Below are 15,123 nucleotides of genomic sequence, written 5' to 3' on the forward strand. Positions count from 1 at the left end.
ACGTCGCTTGGTCCTTTCCTTTGCTGTGGTGATTCTCCCCGGTCGGCGTCGGCACGCTGCCGCCGGGGCCGGGGAACCGGTCGCGGCGGCTACTCCGTCGCCACCAACTCCTGCTCCTCCTCGCCCCGCTGAGGGGCCTTCGGCTTCCCCGGCAGGTAGAGGGCGACCACGATCGCGCCGACCACCGCGACGCCCGCTCCCCACAGCGCGGTGACGTGCATCGCGTGCAGGAAGGCGTCGTTGGCCGGGTCGATGAGGGCCTTGCCGCGCGGGCCGATCCTGGCGGCGACTCCCAGGGTCGCCTCGATGGACTCGCCCGCGGTGTGCCGCAGGCCCGCGGGCAGCATGCCGAGCTTGTCCTCGATGCCGTTGCGGTACGCCGTGGACAGGACCGAGCCGAGGACGGCGATACCGAGGGCGCCGCCGACCTGGCGGAAGGTGTTGCTGAGCGCGGAGGCGGAGCCGGCCTTCTCGCGGGGCAGGGCCTGCATGATGACGACGCTGACCGGGGTCATGATGTGCGCCATGCCGGTGCCCATGAGGAAGAAGATCACCTCCAGGAGCCAGATCGGTGTGTCCGCCTCCAGGGTGGCGAACGCGGCCAGCATCGCGGCGATGACCGTCATGCCGCCCGTGGTGGTGGCCCGGTATCCGAAGCGGTCCACGACCAGCCGGGCGCGTGGCGCGAAGATCATCTGCGCGGCGGCCAGCGGCAGCATCAGCAGGCCGGTCTGCAGCGGGGAGTAACCGCGCACGCTCTGGGTGTAGAAGACCGAGAAGAAGGTCACGCCCATCAGCGCGAAGAAGACCAGCGCGATGGCCGCGATCGCGGCCGAGAACACCTTGTTCTTGAAGTAGGTGACGTCGATGGACGGGTGGTCGCTGCGCTTCTCGAACACGACGAAGGCGACGAGTACGGCCAGACCGGCGGCGATGGTCGCGAGGACGGTCGCGTCGGTGAAGTCGGCGAGCTGGCCGCCCTTGATGATGCCGTAGACGAGCAGGACCAGGCCGACGACGGACAGCACCACGCCGACGGGGTCGATCCGGCCGGGGTTCGGGTCGCGGGAGTCGGGCACCAGCCACAGCATCAGCGCGAGGGCGAGGACGACGATCGGCACGTTGATGAGGAAGACCGAGCCCCACCAGAAGTGGTCGAGCAGGACGCCGCCGGTGATCGGGCCGATGGCGATGGCCAGTCCGACCCCGCCCGCCCAGATGCCGATGGCCTTGGGCTGTTCCTCACGCTCGAAGACGTTCATGAGGACGGCGAGGGTGGCGGGCATGACGAAGGCGGCGCCCAGACCCATCACCGCCCGGAAGGCGATCAGCTCACCCGGCGAGCCGGAGGTGGCGGCGAGAGCGGAGCCGACGCCGAAGACGAAGAGGCCGCCGAGCAGGACCCTCTTACGGCCGAGCCGGTCGCCGAGGAGGCCCGCGCTGAAGAGGAGCCCCGCGAAGACCAGGGTGTAGGCGTTGATCGCCCACTCCAGTTCGCTCTGGGTGGCGCCCAGGCCGGTGGGGGCGGGGGTGGAGATCGTCTTGATGGCGACGTTCAGGATCGAGTTGTCGAGCACCACGATCAAAAGGCTCAGCATGAGCACACCGAGGATCGCCCAGCGGCGCCGGTGCACCGCTTCCGGTATGCGGGAATCAGGGACTGCGGTAGTCATACGATCGACCTTAGAGCCATTCCGATACGGAACCGTCTCGTATCGTAAATCCTTACCCTGTTCTTACGTGCCGGAACGCTCACAGCGACCTCCCCTAGCCCTCCCTGGCACGAGGTGCCACCATGGAGGGGATCCGGGGACGCCGTCAGGGCGCCTCGAGATGACTGAAGGAGCCGTTGCCATGACGCAGCTCTCGGCTGCCCAGACCAAGCCCTCCGACGGCAGCAAGGCGCTGTACGGGGGTAAGAGCACCCGCCGCATCACCGTTCGCGACCTCTCCGCCGCCAAGGAGCGGGGCGAGAAGTGGCCCATGCTCACCGCGTACGACGCGACCACCGCGTCCGTCTTCGACGAGGCCGGAATCCCGGTCATGCTGGTCGGCGACTCGGCGGGCAACTGTCACCTGGGGTACGAGACCACCGTGCCCGTCACCCTCGACGAGATGACCATGCTCTCCGCGGCCGTCGTACGAGGCACCCAGCGCGCCCTGATCGTCGGCGACCTGCCCTTCGGTTCCTACCAGGAGGGCCCGGTGCAGGCGCTGCGCTCGGCGACCCGGCTGGTCAAGGAGGCCGGCGTCGGGGCGGTCAAGCTGGAGGGCGGGGAGCGCTCGCACCGGCAGATCGAGCTGCTGGTGGAGTCCGGGATCCCGGTGATGGCCCACATCGGGCTCACCCCCCAGTCCGTCAACTCCATGGGCTACCGCGTCCAGGGGCGCGGCGAGGAGGCGGCCCAGCAACTGCTGCGGGACGCGAAGGCGGTTCAGGACGCCGGGGCGTTCGCGGTGGTCCTGGAGCTGGTTCCGGCGGAGCTGGCGGCCGAGGTGACCCGGGTGCTGCACATTCCGACGGTCGGAATCGGCGCCGGGCCCGAGACCGACGCGCAGGTACTGGTGTGGACGGACATGCTCGGGCTGACGGGTGGCCGGGTACCGAAGTTCGTGAAGCAGTACGCGAACCTGCGTGAGGTCATGGGGAACGCGGTCAAGGCGTTCGCGGAGGACGTGGTCGGCGGAACGTTCCCGCTGGAGGAGCACTCCGTCCACTGAGCCGAGTTGAGCCATTGCGGCACCATGGCAGCCCGCCGATCTTCCCCCGTCGGCGGGCTGCCCGTTTGTTAACCCGGCGGCCGTCCCGCGATCGGCCGATCAGACGTCGGGCTCAGTCCCGTAGTACTCTGCCTGAAGTGGTTTCAATGGAGTACGGCACCTGGAGCGGCCCTGATGGTGAGACGGAACGACCAGCGGCGTGCGGCCCTCGTCGACGCGGCGATCGAGGTGCTGGCACGGGAAGGCGCGCGCGGGCTGACGTTCCGGGCCGTGGACACCGAGGCCGCCGTTCCGGTCGGCACGGCGTCCAACTACTTCGCCAGCCGTGACGAGCTGTTCACCCAGGCCGGCGCCCGGGTCTACGAGCGACTCCAGCCCGACGAGGCCACCATGGCCCGACAGTTGGCGGCCGGCCGCGACCGGGAGACCTACGTCGGGCTGATGCGCGAGCTCGTGGGCCGCGTCGCCTCCTTCCGCACCGGTTACCTCGCGCTGCTGGAACTTCGCCTCGAGGCCACCCGCCGCCCCGAACTGCGCAGGGTCCTCACGGAGCGGGTGCGGGCCGACGTCGACGCCAACGTCGCCCATCACGAGGCTTCCGGCTTCCCCGGCGACGCCACCGCCGTCAAGCTGCTGATCCTGACGCTGAACTGGCTGATCGTCGAGCAGCTCACCCTGCCGGACGTCTTCCCGGAGGCAGAACGTGAACGGCTGGTGACGGCCGCGGTGGAGCGCATCGTGGCGGCGGAGTAGACACCCCGCCCCGGGCCCGGGGCTGAGCCCCCGAGGTGGGTCGCAGCCGCTGTCGGCGCCCTGTAGGGGGCTGTCGGCGCGGTGTCGGTCGTTTGTCGGTGGTGCCTGACACCGTCGTCGGCATGAAGCGAATCGACAACAACCCCAGCGACGGGAAGGCCGCCGTCACCGTACGGGGGATGGTCAAGCACTACGGCGAGACCAAGGCGCTGGACGGCGTCGACCTCGACGTGCGCGAGGGCACCGTGATGGGTGTGCTCGGCCCGAACGGCGCCGGCAAGACCACCCTCGTACGCATCCTGTCCACCCTGCTCGCCCCCGACGCCGGCCAGGCGACCGTCGCCGGATACGACGTCGTACGGCAGCCCAGGCAGCTGCGGCGGGTGATCGGGCTCACCGGGCAGTACGCCTCGGTCGACGAGAAGCTCCCCGGCTGGGAGAACCTCTACATGATCGGGCGGCTGCTCGACCTGCCCCGCAAGGACGCCCGCACCCGCGCCGACGAACTGCTGGAGCGGTTCTCGCTGACCGACGCCGCCAAGCGGCCGGCGAGCACGTACTCGGGCGGCATGCGGCGGCGGCTCGACCTCGCCGCCTCCATGATCGGGCGCCCGCAGGTGCTGTTCCTCGACGAACCGACCACCGGACTCGACCCGCGCACCCGCCAAGAGGTGTGGACCGAGGTGAAGGCCATGGTCGGCGAGGGGGTGACGGTCCTGCTGACCACGCAGTACATGGAGGAGGCCGAGCAGCTCGCCTCCGAGCTGACCGTCGTGGACCGCGGCAAGGTCATCGCGAACGGCGCCATCGACGAGCTGAAGGCGACGGTCGGCGGCCGCACGCTGCGGGTCAGGCCCGCCGATCCGGCACAACTGCGTCCGCTCGCCTCCGCGTTGGACGACCTCGGCATCACAGGCCTGGCGACCACCACGGTGGACGCCGACACCGGCACCGTCCTGGTCCCGATCCTCAACGACGAGCAGCTGACCGCCGTGGTCGGCGCGGTCACCGCGCGCGGTATCACGCTCTCCTCCATCAGCACCGAACTCCCCAGCCTGGACGAGGTGTTCCTGTCCCTCACCGGCCACCGCGCCAGCGCCCCGCAGGACACCGTGCCCGCCGAGACCCGCGAGGAGGTCGCCGTATGAGCGCCGCAACCGCCACCACGACAGCCGACACCGACGCCCGCATCCCGCTGCGCGGCCACCTGCGCCACACGGGCGCGCTGGTGCGCCGCAACCTGCTGTGGATCCGGCAGGATCCCGAGTCGATGTTCGACGCGCTGCTGATGCCCATTGTCTTCACCTTGCTGTTCGTCTACGTCTTCGGCGGCTCGATCGGGCAGGCCCTGGGCGGCGGGCAGGACGGGTACGTGCAGTACGTGATCCCCGGCATGATCGCGATGATGAGCATGACGCTGTCCCAGGGTGTCGGCACCGGGTTCAGCCAGGACTTCAACTCCGGCGTCATGGACCGCTTCCGCTCCCTGCCGATCGGGCGTGGCTCGGTGCTCTTCGCGAAGATCTCGGTGGAACTGGCGCGGATGCTGTTCGCGACCGCCGTGCTGATGATCGTCGCCGTCCTCGTCGGTTTCGACATCAATCACTGGGGCGGACTCTTCGCCGCCGTGGGCCTGTCCGCGGTGTTCGCCTCGTCGATCATGTGGGTGTTCCTCACCCTGGGCGTGATCCTGAAGAACGCGCAGTCCGTGCAGGCGATGGGGTTCCTGGTGCTGTTCCCGCTGCAGTTCGGTTCGTCGATCTTCGCACCGACGCAGTCGATGCCGGGCTGGCTGCAGGCCTTCACCGACTACAACCCGCTGTCCACGCTCGCGGACGCGGCGCGCGGCCTGATGGTGGGCGGCCCGGTCGCGCACGACCTGTGGGTGACGCTGGGCTGGTCGGTGGCGATCACCGCCGTGATGGCACCGGTAGCGATCCACAAGTTCCGCACCAAGAGCTGACCGCGGGCTCCGTGACCGGGGCCGGACCGAGCGTTTCAGACCAGGGCGGTGGCCTCCTCTGCGGAGAGGCCACCGCCCTCCGCGTACGCCGCCTCGTACGCCTCGTCACCGAGTGCGGCACGGGCCCCCTCGACAGCGCGCCGATACCCGTCGCGCTCCAGTGACGAGGCGACATGGCCGGGCAGCAACAGCGCGTCGGCGGCGCCGATGCAGCGGGCGGCGTCGCGGGCGCGGCTGCCGCCATCGACGGCGGACAGGGCTGAAGCGGCGATGACGAGGACGTAGGAGCGCATGGACGGAGCGATGGCCTCGGCCAGCGGGTCACGGGCCTGCGCCAGCGCCAGCCGGGCCGCTTCCAGGGACTTCTCGTAACAGCCGTCGACCATCTCCAGCCAGGCCTCCGCGGTGAGGATGAAGGCGTCGAAGACAGCGAAGTGGGAGATGCTGAACTCCTCGCGCAGTAAACGGATTTGTTCGCGCGCCTCGGGGACCCGGTCGGTCATGCCGAACCGGCCCGCGAGGAAGAGCCGGGCGGCAGGCATCGCTTCGTTGCCCAAGCCGTTACGCCCGTCGATCACCTCACGCAGCAGACGCTCGCCGCGCTCGAAGTCTCCCGCCTCCAGCGAGGCGCCGCCCAGCCGGGATTTCAGCAGTGCCACCTGGGCGTGTGCGCCGAGCCGTTCGGCTTGCTCGACCGCCGCCTCGTAGTCGGCTGCGGCCAAGCGGTACTCGCCCCGCTTCTCGTTGGCCTCACCGCGCGCGGCGAGCGCCTCGGCGGTCCCCCACATGTCACCGAGGCCCTGGTAGATCTCCAGTGCCTCCTCGGCGTCGCGGGACGCGTCGCCCGCCAGGTCGCTACGGTTCGAGAGCAGGTTGGCGCGCATGTGCAGGGCGGCGGCGAGCTCCCACTCGTACCCGGGCGTCGCCCGGCAGGTGCGGACGGTGGCGTGGATGACCTCGAACAGCCGGTCCATGTCGCCGGAGAGCATGACGGCGAAGAACCAGAAGGCGCCGGGCATGCGGCAGGTCTGTGGCAGGCCGGGCTGGTAGGTCTGGGCGATGGCACGCAGCTTCGCCTGCGACTGCGGGGTCTGCCAGGCGCCCAACTCGGTGTCCATGCACGCCAGATGAACGAGATGAAGACCGCGGCGGGCCTCGGCGAGGACCTCGCCGGTCCACGGGAGCGGGGTGTCCGTGCAGCGTTCCCACACTGGGGCGGCGGGGCGCACCGGTTCGGTGAAGGGGTCGGGGCCGAGCAACTGCGCCTCCCGCGACAGGTTGCGGGCCTCGATGCGCAGGTCGCGCATCTGCCAGTACCAGGCCAGCGACAGGATCAGGCATATGCTCTCCTGCTCGTCGCGCAGGGCGATGGCGTGGCGCAGGGCGGTGCGCAGGTTCTCGTACTCGCGCTCCAGCCGCTCAATGGCGGCGAGTTGGCCGGGTCCGCGCAGCAACGGGTCGATGGTGCGGGCGAGTTCGCGGTAGTACGTGAGGTGCGCGCGCTCGGTCTGCTCCCGTGCGCCGACCTCGTCGAGCCGTTCGTCCGCGTACTCGGCGACGGTCTCCAGCAGCCGGTAGCGCATCCCGCCCTCGCCCGAAGGCGCCGCCACGACCAGGGACTTGTCGACGAGCGAACCGAGCGCGTCGAAGGCGTCCGGGCCGCACACCGCCTCGGCGGCGGCGAGATCACAGCCGCCCGCGAAGACGGACAGCCGGCACAGTACGTCCCGTTCGGCCTCGTCCAACAGGCCCCAGGACCAGTCGACGACGGCCCTGAGGGTCTGCTGGCGGGGCAGGACGGTGCGACTGCCGGAGGTGAGCAGGCGGAAACGGTCGTCGAGCCGGTCGGCGATCTGGCGTGGCGTCAACATGCGGAGGCGGGCGGCCGCCAGCTCGATGGCGAGAGGCAGTCCGTCGAGGCGCCGGCAGATCTCGGCGCAGGCCTCCGGATCGTCCTCGCCCCGGAAGCCGGGCCGGGCCGCCGCGCCCCGCTCGGCGAACAGCCGCAGCGCGACCGGCTCGGGCAGCGGCTCCACGGGGCGCAGCAACTCCCCCGGCACGCCGAGGGGTTCGCGGCTGGTGGCCAGGATCGTCAGGCCGGGGCAGCGCTCCAGCAGTTCCCCGGCGAGCCGGGCGGCCGCGTCGACGACGTGCTCGCAGTTGTCGAGGATGATCAGCATGCGCCGCCTGCCGCAGTGCTCGGCCAGCCGGTCGACGGGGTCGTCGTGCCGCTCCGCCCCGGCCCGCATCGCCTCGGCGCCGGCACCGTACAACACGGTCTCGCGCGCCCCCACGGCGGTGAGCACGGCCTCGGGCACGGCGTCCGGGTCGTCGACGGGCGCCAGCTCGGCCAGCCACACCCCGTCCCGGGCCGCGTCCCGAACGGTCTCGGCGACCTCCTGCGACAGCCGTGTCTTCCCCGCGCCACCGGGTCCGAGCAGGGTGACCAGCCGGGACCCCGCGAGGTGCCCCCGGATGTCCGCGATGTCCCCCTCCCGTCCGACGAAGGAGGTGAGGCGGGCACGGAGGTTGCCGGGGGGCGCGGGGGTGGCCGTACCGTGCGGACCGGGGCGGTCGCCGGGGGTGGCCGGGGCAGCTGAACCCGGCCCGTCCGGACCGGGGAGGCCGGAAGGGCGCGGGTCGCCGTCGGGAGAGCGGGAGGCCGGCGCGCCCTGGCCGTGAGGGCCGGAGCGGTGACTGGCGGGGGCCTGGGCACCCGTCCCGGAGTCCGCCGGGCCGTGTGCGCCCGAAGAGTACGGGCCCTGGCCGCGAGGGCCCTGGCCATGGGAGCTCTCGCCATGGGGACCGGACACTGGGGTGCCCGGGGCGCCTTGAGCCGGACTCAGCAACTCGCCGTGCAGGGATCGCAGTTCGGGCCCCGGGTCCGTTCCGAGCTGGTTGGCCAGCAGGTGGCGTACGTCCTCGTAGGCGGCCAGGGCCTCCGCCGGGCGGCCGGTGTCGCGCAGGGCGCGCAGGCGGAGGGCCTGGAGGGACTCGTCCAGGGGGTGGCTGTCGCACAGGGCGGTCAGCTCGGGCAGGGCCTGGTCGGCGTGGCCGAGGGCGAGGGCGGCGGTGTGGCGGGCGCGCCGCACGTCGAGCCGCCGGGTCTCCCAGCGGGCGGCCTCGGCGGTGCGGTCGGGAAGGTCGGCGAGGGCGGGACCGCGCCACAGGGCGAGGGCGTCGTCGAGGACGACGGCCGCCTTGGCGGGGTCGCCGTCGGCCAGCGCCCGGGTGCCCTCGCCGGCCAGTCGCTCGAAACGGTGCAGGTCGATGTCGTCGGGCGGGGCGGTGAGCCGGTAGCCGCCGTCCACCGAGGCGACCGCGTCCGCGCCGAGCGCCCGGCGCAGCCGGCCCACCAGGGCCTGCAGCGCGCCGGTCGCGTCGGCGGGCGGGTCGCCGTCCCACACCTCGTCCACGAGGAGGCTCGCGGGTACGGTGCGGCCGGGCCGCAGGGCGAGGACGGTCAACAGCGCACGCAGCCGCGCCCCGCCGACCGGGACGGACGTACCGTCGGGGCGAAGTACCTGGGTGGTGCCGAGAATGCGGTAGCGCACGGGGTCCATTGTCTCCGGTGGTGTCGGAGCCGGTCACGGGGTTTTGGCGGTGTGGCGGGTACTGAACGGGTACGGAGGTGGTCGGCGGCGGGGCGCGACGGGAGTGGCGAATGGGTCCGGTGGGACCGACTCACTTGCGGAACCCCCGGGGGAGGTCGAGACGTTCTCCCCGTACGCCCGGTACGGTCGGGCAGGCCCACCGCGTGCACGACTGTCCAGGGAGCCCCATGACCACCGCCACCACCCGCCACAGCGACCGGCGGATCAGCCCCGTCTTCGTCGGGATCCTAGCCGTCACGGCGGTCACCGGCTGGGCCACCTGGACCGGGTTCGCCGCGCAGCCCGGAGTGGCGGTGTTCCTGTTCGTGACGTCCGCCTGGATCGTCTCCCTCTGTCTGCACGAGTACGCGCACGCCCGCACCGCCCTGCACAGCGGCGACATCTCGGTGGGCGCCAAGGGTTATCTCACGCTGAACCCGCTGAAGTACACGCACGCCCTGCTCAGCATCGTGCTCCCGGTGATCTTCGTGATCATGGGCGGTATCGGGCTGCCCGGTGGTGCCGTGTTCATCGAGCGGGGGCGGATCCGGGGGCGCTGGCGGCACAGCCTGATCTCGGCGGCCGGTCCGCTGACGAACGTCCTGTTCGCGATCGTGTGCACGGCCCCGTTCTGGCTGGACGCGCTGGACGGGGTGCCGTCGGACTTCAGGTTCGCGCTGGCCTTCCTCGCCCTGCTCCAGGTCACGGCCGCGATCCTGAACTTCCTGCCGGTGCCGGGCCTGGACGGCTACGGGGTCGTCGAGCCCTGGCTGTCGTACAACATCAAGCGTCAGGTGGAGCCGTTCGCACCGTTCGGCCTGCTGTTCGTGTTCGCGCTGCTGTGGGTGCCGGCCGTCAACACCGCGTTCTTCGACGTGATCGACACGATCCTGAAGAGCCTCGGGATCAGCGACCTGGACACGTACTGCGGGCAGGAGTTCTACCGCTTCTGGCAGGGCACGAACGAGTTCTGCTCGGTCAGCCCGTGACGGACTTCCGGTCCTTCTCGCGCTTCAGGTAGTACCAGCACATGTTGGACGACAGGCCCGCGAGCAGCACCCACACGATCCCGAGGAGGTTGCCCCGCGCGAAGGAGACGACCGCCGCGGCGACGGCGAGGACGCAGACGACAAGGGCGTAGAGGGCCAGGCGGGGCATGCGGGGAATCTCCTGTCGGGGGACATGTCGGGGGGACACGGGCCGGGTCCGACCAGTGTCCCCCATCCCCTCACACGTCCGTGACCCGCAGCCCCGCGTGCGCCTTGTAGCGGCGGTTCACCGAGATCAGGTTCGCGACCAGCGACTCGACCTGGTGGGCATTGCGCAGGCGGCCCGCGAAGACGCCGCGCATGCCGGGGATCCGGCCGGCCAGCGCCTGCACGATCTCCACGTCGGCGCGTTCCTCGCCGAGGACCATGACGTCGGTGTCGATCTCGTCGATCTCCGGGTCCTGGAGGAGGACCGCCGAGAGGTGGTGGAACGCGGCGGTGACCCGGGAGCCGGGCAGCAGGGCGGCGGCCTGCTCGGCGGCGCTGCCCTCCTCCGGCTTGAGGGCGTAGGCGCCCTTCTTGTCGAAGCCGAGCGGGTTGACGCAGTCCACGACGAGCTTGCCGGTCAGTTCCTCGCGCAGCGACTCCAGGGTCTTGCCGTGGCCGTCCCAGGGCACCGCGACGATCACGATGTCGCTGCGGCGGGCGGTGTCGGCGTTGTCGGCACCCTCGACGCCGTGCCCGAGTTCCGCCGCGGCGGCCTCGGCGCGGTCGGCCGCGCGCGAGCCGATGATCACCTTCTGGCCGGCCCTGGCGAGCCGGTAGGCGAGGCCCTTGCCCTGCGGGCCGGTGCCGCCGAGCACGCCGACGACGAGCCCGGAGACGTCGGGCAGGTCCCACGGGTCCTTGGCGGGGGCCTTCTGTGCACTGTCGGTGTCGGTAGAGGTCATGGGCCGACCTTACGTCCGCCCCGCCGACCGCGATCAGGCAGGTGAGCGGCGTCACGGGGTCCCGCCCGAGGACACTCCTCGCCGCCTTCCCCAAGAGGGCGAATTCGGGGTGAACCGGGGGTTACCCACGTCCGGTTGCGGCAGGATGCCGTCGCATGGACGCCGTACGGGTCGCCTTGTTGCGCGACGTGCTCGCCGGGACCGAGTGGCTGGGGGCCACGCGGCGGTTCGCGGGGACGCTGCGCGGGTCGGTGGTGTCGCACGGCGGGGGGCTGCTGCTGGTGGGCGGCTCGGGCTACGAGCCCTGGCACCTCGCGGCCCATCTGGTCGACGAGGCGGCGTGGTCGGCGACTCCGGAGCTGGCCCCGACTCTCGTACGGCAGGACGCGCGTCCCTCGGATCCGGCCCACCTGGCGGTCGGTCCCGGGAGGCTGGCCGCGGCTCGGCGGGGTGAGACGCTGCTCGTGGTGTCCCCGGCGGAACCGGGGGCGGCGTTGCTGGAGGGCGTGCACGACGCCCGCCGGGCCGGGGCGACGGTGCTGGCGCTCGGCGGCGAGGGCGGCGAGGGCGATGGCGCCGGTGCGGGCGAGCTGGCGGCGATGGCGCACGAGGTGCTGGCCGTGCCGGACGGCGCGGAGCTGGACCTGGACACCGTGCAGCACCTGGTGAGCGCGGCGGCCGGGGAGAACGCGGCGCCGTCTCCGGCACGCGGGCGCCGGCGTTTCCGGGACAGGTTGTCCCGGCTGGCGGACGAACTGACGGCACCGCCTCCGCCCCGCTGGTGAGCCGCGCCCGGCGCCCCGAAGTGCGGCCGGGGGAAAAGCAGTTGCCCGGCAGCGGCCCGCGTCCGACCATGACCCCTCGTGACCGACCACTCCCCCACGCCTCCCGTTCCCGCCGAAGACCCAGCCTTCCTTCCCGTCGAGGCCCCGCCTTCCGGGCTCCGTGCGCTCCTGCCCGATCTCGCTCCCTGGCGGGCGTCCGTCGACTTCCGGCGGCTGTGGATCTCGGGATTGATCTCGAACTTCGGGACGTTCCTGACGTTCGTCGCGCTTCCGGTGCAGTTGAAGGAGCTGACCGGGTCGGCCGCGGCGGTGGGGGCGATCGGGGCGGTGGAGCTGGTGCCGCTGGTGGTGTTCGGGCTGTACGGCGGGGCGCTCGCGGACGCCTGGGACAAGCGGAAGCTGATCGTGTGGACGGAGGCGGGGCAAGGTCTGCTCTCCGCCGTGCTGCTGCTGAACGCCCTGATGCCGGCGCCCGCCGTCTGGCCGCTGTATGTCGTCGCCGCGCTGTCGTCCGCCCTCTTCTCCGTGCAGCGGCCCGCGCTCGACTCGCTGTGGCCGCGGATCGTGGCCCATGACCATCTACCGGCGGCGGCATCACTGAACTCCCTGCGCTGGACCGTCGGCGGGGTCGCGGGCCCGGCCGTGGCGGGCGTGGTCGTCGCGTACGCGGGTCTCGGCTGGGCCTACGCGGCGGACGCGGCCACCTTCGTCGTCTCCGTGTTCCTGGTCGTGCGCATCGCCGCCTCCCCCGCCTCCCACGAGGCCGCGAAGCCCTCGCTCCGGGCGATCGCCGAGGGAGCCCGCTACGCGTGGGGACGCAAGGAACTGCTCGGCACCTACGCCGTGGACCTCGCGGCGATGTTCCTGGCGATGCCGCTCGCCGTCCTGCCCTTCCTCGCGGACGAGTTGGACGCCGAGTGGTCGCTGGGTCTGATGTACGCCTCGGTCCCCGCCGGGGCGATGCTGGTGAGCCTGACCAGCGGCTGGACCTCACGGATCCAGCGGCACGGGCGGATGGTGGTGCTGTCGGCCGCGCTGTGGGGCCTGGCGATCGCGGGTGCCGGGCTGGTCGGCAACGTCTGGCTGGTGCTGCTGTTCCTGACGATGGCCGGCGGCTGCGACATGGTCAGCGGCATCTTCCGCGCGGCCATGTGGAACCAGACCATCCCGGACGAGCTACGGGGCCGGCTCGCCGGTATCGAGCTGCTGTCGTACTCGGTGGGGCCGACGCTCGGCCAGGTGCGGACCGGCGGGTTCGCGGCCTGGCTGGGGGTACGGTCGGCCGTCTGGTCGGGCGGGCTGCTGTGCGTGGGCGCGGTGGGGCTGCTCGCCCTGTGCCTGCCGAAGCTGATGACGTACGACGTGCGGACGAACGAGCACGCGGTGCGGCTGCGGGAACAGCGGGCGGCAGCCGCACCGGCCGAGGCGGCGTAGCCCCGGAAGGGTCAGGGCCCTAGTCGTCGTCCCGGCCCGCCGCGGGTGCGTCGTGCCACTTGGGGTCGTTCTCCCACTCGAGGTTGCGCTCCCGGGCCGTGCTCATCGCGTGCTCGGCCTCCTGACGTGAGGCGTACGGCCCGAAACGGTCCTTGGCGGGGCACTCCGGCCCCTCCTCGACCTTCTGGTGCTCCAGGCAGTAGTACCACTCGCCGGGCTTTCCGGCCGTGCGCTTCTTGAACAAGGACATGACCTGCTCCTCTCGCCATCGACATGTTCCCCCATGCCCGCTGGTTAGACTCGCTGGCATGTCTGGCCAGTCGCTGCTCGTACCAGGGGAGCTGTCTCCCACCCGTTCCGTACCCGGAAACATCCGCCGGCCCGAGTACGTCGGCAAGCCGGCGCCGACGCCGTACACCGGACCGGAGGTGCAGACGCCCGAGACGATCGAGGCGATGCGCCTCGCGGGCCGGATCGCGGCGCGGGCGATGGCGGAGGCCGCGAAGCTGATCGCGCCGGGGGTCACCACCGACGAGCTGGACAAGGTGGCGCACGCGTACATGTGCGACCACGGCGCCTATCCGTCGACGCTGGGCTACCGCGGCTTCCCGAAGTCCCTGTGCACCAGCGTCAACGAGGTGATCTGCCACGGGATCCCGGACTCGACGGTGCTGCGGGACGGCGACATCGTCAACCTGGACGTGACGGCGTACATCGGCGGGGTGCACGGCGACAACAACGCCACGTACCTGGTCGGGGACGTCGACGAGGAGAGCCGGCTGCTGGTGGAGCGGACCCGGGAGTCCCTCGACCGGGCGATCAAGGCGGTCCGGCCGGGCCGCCAGATCAACATCATCGGCCGGGTCATCGAGTCGTACGCGAAGCGCTTCGGTTACGGCGTGGTCCGCGACTTCACCGGACACGGGATCAACACCTCGTTCCACTCGGGCCTGATCATCCCGCACTACGACAGCCCGCACGCGACGACCGTGATCCGCCCCGGGATGACCTTCACCATCGAGCCGATGCTGACGCTCGGGACGCACGAGTACGACATGTGGGACGACGGCTGGACGGTCGTGACGAAGGACCGCCGGCGGACGGCCCAGTTCGAGCACACGCTGGTGGTGACGGAGTCGGGGGCCGAGATCCTCACGCTCCCGTAGCCCCGCCCCACCGGGAGGACACCGCCCCGGTCACCGTTCGCTTCCCGGTCACCGTTCCAGGAAGACGCGACCGCCGACCTCCACCCAGCCACCGGGCTGCGGGGCGGTGAGGATCTGCGAGCCGGCGCCCTGAGTGATGTTCAGGGCGCGGCCCAGCCGGTCGGTGAGGAGCAGGGCGGCCGCGCCGGTCGCCTCGTCCTCGTCGATGCCGTCGCCGCGCCCGGGGAAGCCACGGGCCCGGATCCGGCCGGCGGACTCGTCCTCCCAGGCCCAGGCGTAGATCCACTCCCCCGTCGGCGGAACGGCCAGGTCGTCGACCTCGGCGGCCGTGGCGTACTGGCGCAGGGTGCGCGGCGGCGCCCACTCGGCCCGCGCCTCGATCCAGCTGAACTCCCCGTCCAGGCGGGTGCCCACGACTCCGGCCGGGGTGACCAGTTCGGGCACGTCGAGCAGCCAGGCCGTGCCGACGCAGGGGTGGCCGGCGAACGGCAGGCGCAGGGTCGGTGTGTAGATGTCGATGACCCCGCGCTCGGGGTCGTCGACGAACACGGTCTCGCTGAACCCGAGTTTCCCGGCGAGCTCCTGCCGCTCGGCCGGGCCTGGCAGGACGGAGCCGTCGCGGACGACGCCGAGTTCGTTGCCGTATCCGCCGTTCGCTCCGCAGAAGACCCGGAGCACGTCGTAGTCAGTCACGCGCAAAATTGTGCCCGGAGTGACCCGCCCGCACCGACCACTCGTCCATGACCAGCGGATGGACAGGTCGCCGCAC

General features: G+C 71.6%; 14 protein-coding genes. 8 read left to right on the forward strand and 6 right to left on the reverse strand.

The window, feature by feature from the left end; translation table 11 throughout:
* Window positions 1-89: 89 nt before the first annotated feature.
* Window positions 90-1,673 (reverse strand): MFS transporter, encoded by a 1,584-nt coding sequence (locus ABZ027_RS06740; protein WP_356765069.1) that lies wholly within the window; start codon window positions 1,671-1,673, stop codon window positions 90-92.
* A gap of 181 nt (window positions 1,674-1,854) precedes the next feature.
* Between ABZ027_RS06740 and panB the strand changes: the two genes are divergently transcribed.
* From panB to ABZ027_RS06760, 4 genes are all read left to right on the forward strand, one after another.
* Complete coding sequence (panB, locus tag ABZ027_RS06745) at window positions 1,855-2,721, forward strand: 3-methyl-2-oxobutanoate hydroxymethyltransferase (RefSeq protein WP_356765071.1); 867 nt, start codon at window positions 1,855-1,857, stop codon at window positions 2,719-2,721.
* A 174-nt stretch (window positions 2,722-2,895) separates the two neighbouring features.
* Window positions 2,896-3,474 carry a TetR family transcriptional regulator gene (locus ABZ027_RS06750; RefSeq protein WP_356765073.1) on the forward strand — a complete coding sequence of 193 codons (579 nt, stop codon included), beginning with the start codon at window positions 2,896-2,898 and terminating at the stop codon, window positions 3,472-3,474.
* A gap of 122 nt (window positions 3,475-3,596) precedes the next feature.
* Window positions 3,597-4,622: an ATP-binding cassette domain-containing protein gene (locus tag ABZ027_RS06755; protein WP_356765075.1), complete on the forward strand. Its 1,026-nt coding sequence runs from the start codon at window positions 3,597-3,599 to the stop codon at window positions 4,620-4,622.
* Window positions 4,619-5,437, forward strand: a complete 819-nt coding sequence (locus tag ABZ027_RS06760) for an ABC transporter permease (protein WP_356765077.1) — start codon at window positions 4,619-4,621, stop codon at window positions 5,435-5,437. The genes ABZ027_RS06755 and ABZ027_RS06760 overlap by 4 nt, the downstream gene beginning before the upstream one ends.
* A 35-nt stretch (window positions 5,438-5,472) precedes the next feature.
* Here ABZ027_RS06760 and ABZ027_RS06765 read toward each other — a convergent pair whose 3' ends face one another.
* Entirely contained in the window at window positions 5,473-9,000 is a 3,528-nt protein-coding gene (locus ABZ027_RS06765; protein ID WP_356765079.1) for a BTAD domain-containing putative transcriptional regulator, read from the reverse strand.
* Window positions 9,001-9,218: 218 nt separating this feature from the next.
* On the opposite strand from ABZ027_RS06765, the gene ABZ027_RS06770 reads away from it, so the two are divergent.
* A complete protein-coding gene (locus ABZ027_RS06770; protein WP_356765081.1) occupies window positions 9,219-10,019 on the forward strand; it encodes a site-2 protease family protein in 801 nt (266 codons plus the stop codon).
* Here the strand turns inward: ABZ027_RS06770 and ABZ027_RS06775 are convergent.
* Entirely contained in the window at window positions 10,009-10,254 is a 246-nt protein-coding gene (locus ABZ027_RS06775; protein WP_356765083.1) for a hypothetical protein, read from the reverse strand. The two genes, ABZ027_RS06770 and ABZ027_RS06775, sit on opposite strands and share 11 nt — an antisense overlap.
* A 4-nt stretch (window positions 10,255-10,258) precedes the next feature.
* Window positions 10,259-10,969, reverse strand: a complete 711-nt coding sequence (gene npdG, locus ABZ027_RS06780; RefSeq protein ID WP_356765085.1) for an NADPH-dependent F420 reductase — start codon at window positions 10,967-10,969, stop codon at window positions 10,259-10,261.
* A gap of 155 nt (window positions 10,970-11,124) precedes the next feature.
* Between npdG and ABZ027_RS06785 the strand changes: the two genes are divergently transcribed.
* Complete coding sequence (locus tag ABZ027_RS06785) at window positions 11,125-11,754, forward strand: hypothetical protein (protein WP_356765087.1); 630 nt, start codon at window positions 11,125-11,127, stop codon at window positions 11,752-11,754.
* 168 nt (window positions 11,755-11,922) lie between these two features.
* Window positions 11,923-13,188 (forward strand): MFS transporter, encoded by a 1,266-nt coding sequence (locus ABZ027_RS06790; protein WP_356765370.1) that lies wholly within the window; start codon window positions 11,923-11,925, stop codon window positions 13,186-13,188.
* Window positions 13,189-13,207: 19 nt separating this feature from the next.
* Here the strand turns inward: ABZ027_RS06790 and ABZ027_RS06795 are convergent, their stop codons facing one another.
* Window positions 13,208-13,438: a hypothetical protein gene (locus tag ABZ027_RS06795; protein WP_356765089.1), complete on the reverse strand. Its 231-nt coding sequence runs from the start codon at window positions 13,436-13,438 to the stop codon at window positions 13,208-13,210.
* A 58-nt stretch (window positions 13,439-13,496) separates the two neighbouring features.
* On the opposite strand from ABZ027_RS06795, the gene map reads away from it, so the two are divergent.
* Window positions 13,497-14,354, forward strand: a complete 858-nt coding sequence (gene map / locus ABZ027_RS06800; protein ID WP_356765091.1) for a type I methionyl aminopeptidase — start codon at window positions 13,497-13,499, stop codon at window positions 14,352-14,354.
* A gap of 48 nt (window positions 14,355-14,402) precedes the next feature.
* Here map and ABZ027_RS06805 read toward each other — a convergent pair whose 3' ends face one another.
* Window positions 14,403-15,047 (reverse strand): PhzF family phenazine biosynthesis protein, encoded by a 645-nt coding sequence (locus tag ABZ027_RS06805; RefSeq protein ID WP_356765093.1) that lies wholly within the window; start codon window positions 15,045-15,047, stop codon window positions 14,403-14,405.
* Window positions 15,048-15,123 lie beyond the last annotated feature (76 nt).

Origin of the sequence: Streptomyces sp. NPDC006332, assembly GCF_040612855.1 — a bacterium.
In the GTDB taxonomy this organism is placed as follows: Bacteria; Actinomycetota; Actinomycetes; order Streptomycetales; family Streptomycetaceae; genus Streptomyces.

Excerpts from the sequence above, each read along its gene's own strand:
- map (WP_356765091.1), top strand. The coding sequence starts at position 13,497 with ATGTCTGGCCAGTCGCTGCTCGTACCAGGGGAGCTGTCTCCCACCCGT.
- panB (WP_356765071.1), top strand. The coding sequence starts at position 1,855 with ATGACGCAGCTCTCGGCTGCCCAGACCAAGCCCTCCGACGGCAGCAAG.
- ABZ027_RS06765 (WP_356765079.1), bottom strand. The coding sequence starts at position 9,000 with ATGGACCCCGTGCGCTACCGCATTCTCGGCACCACCCAGGTACTTCGC.
- ABZ027_RS06740 (WP_356765069.1), bottom strand. The coding sequence starts at position 1,673 with ATGACTACCGCAGTCCCTGATTCCCGCATACCGGAAGCGGTGCACCGG.
- ABZ027_RS06775 (WP_356765083.1), bottom strand. The coding sequence starts at position 10,254 with ATGGGGGACACTGGTCGGACCCGGCCCGTGTCCCCCCGACATGTCCCC.
- ABZ027_RS06750 (WP_356765073.1), top strand. The coding sequence starts at position 2,896 with ATGGTGAGACGGAACGACCAGCGGCGTGCGGCCCTCGTCGACGCGGCG.
- ABZ027_RS06755 (WP_356765075.1), top strand. The coding sequence starts at position 3,597 with ATGAAGCGAATCGACAACAACCCCAGCGACGGGAAGGCCGCCGTCACC.
- npdG (WP_356765085.1), bottom strand. The coding sequence starts at position 10,969 with ATGACCTCTACCGACACCGACAGTGCACAGAAGGCCCCCGCCAAGGAC.
- ABZ027_RS06795 (WP_356765089.1), bottom strand. The coding sequence starts at position 13,438 with ATGTCCTTGTTCAAGAAGCGCACGGCCGGAAAGCCCGGCGAGTGGTAC.
- ABZ027_RS06760 (WP_356765077.1), top strand. The coding sequence starts at position 4,619 with ATGAGCGCCGCAACCGCCACCACGACAGCCGACACCGACGCCCGCATC.
- ABZ027_RS06770 (WP_356765081.1), top strand. The coding sequence starts at position 9,219 with ATGACCACCGCCACCACCCGCCACAGCGACCGGCGGATCAGCCCCGTC.
- ABZ027_RS06785 (WP_356765087.1), top strand. The coding sequence starts at position 11,125 with ATGGACGCCGTACGGGTCGCCTTGTTGCGCGACGTGCTCGCCGGGACC.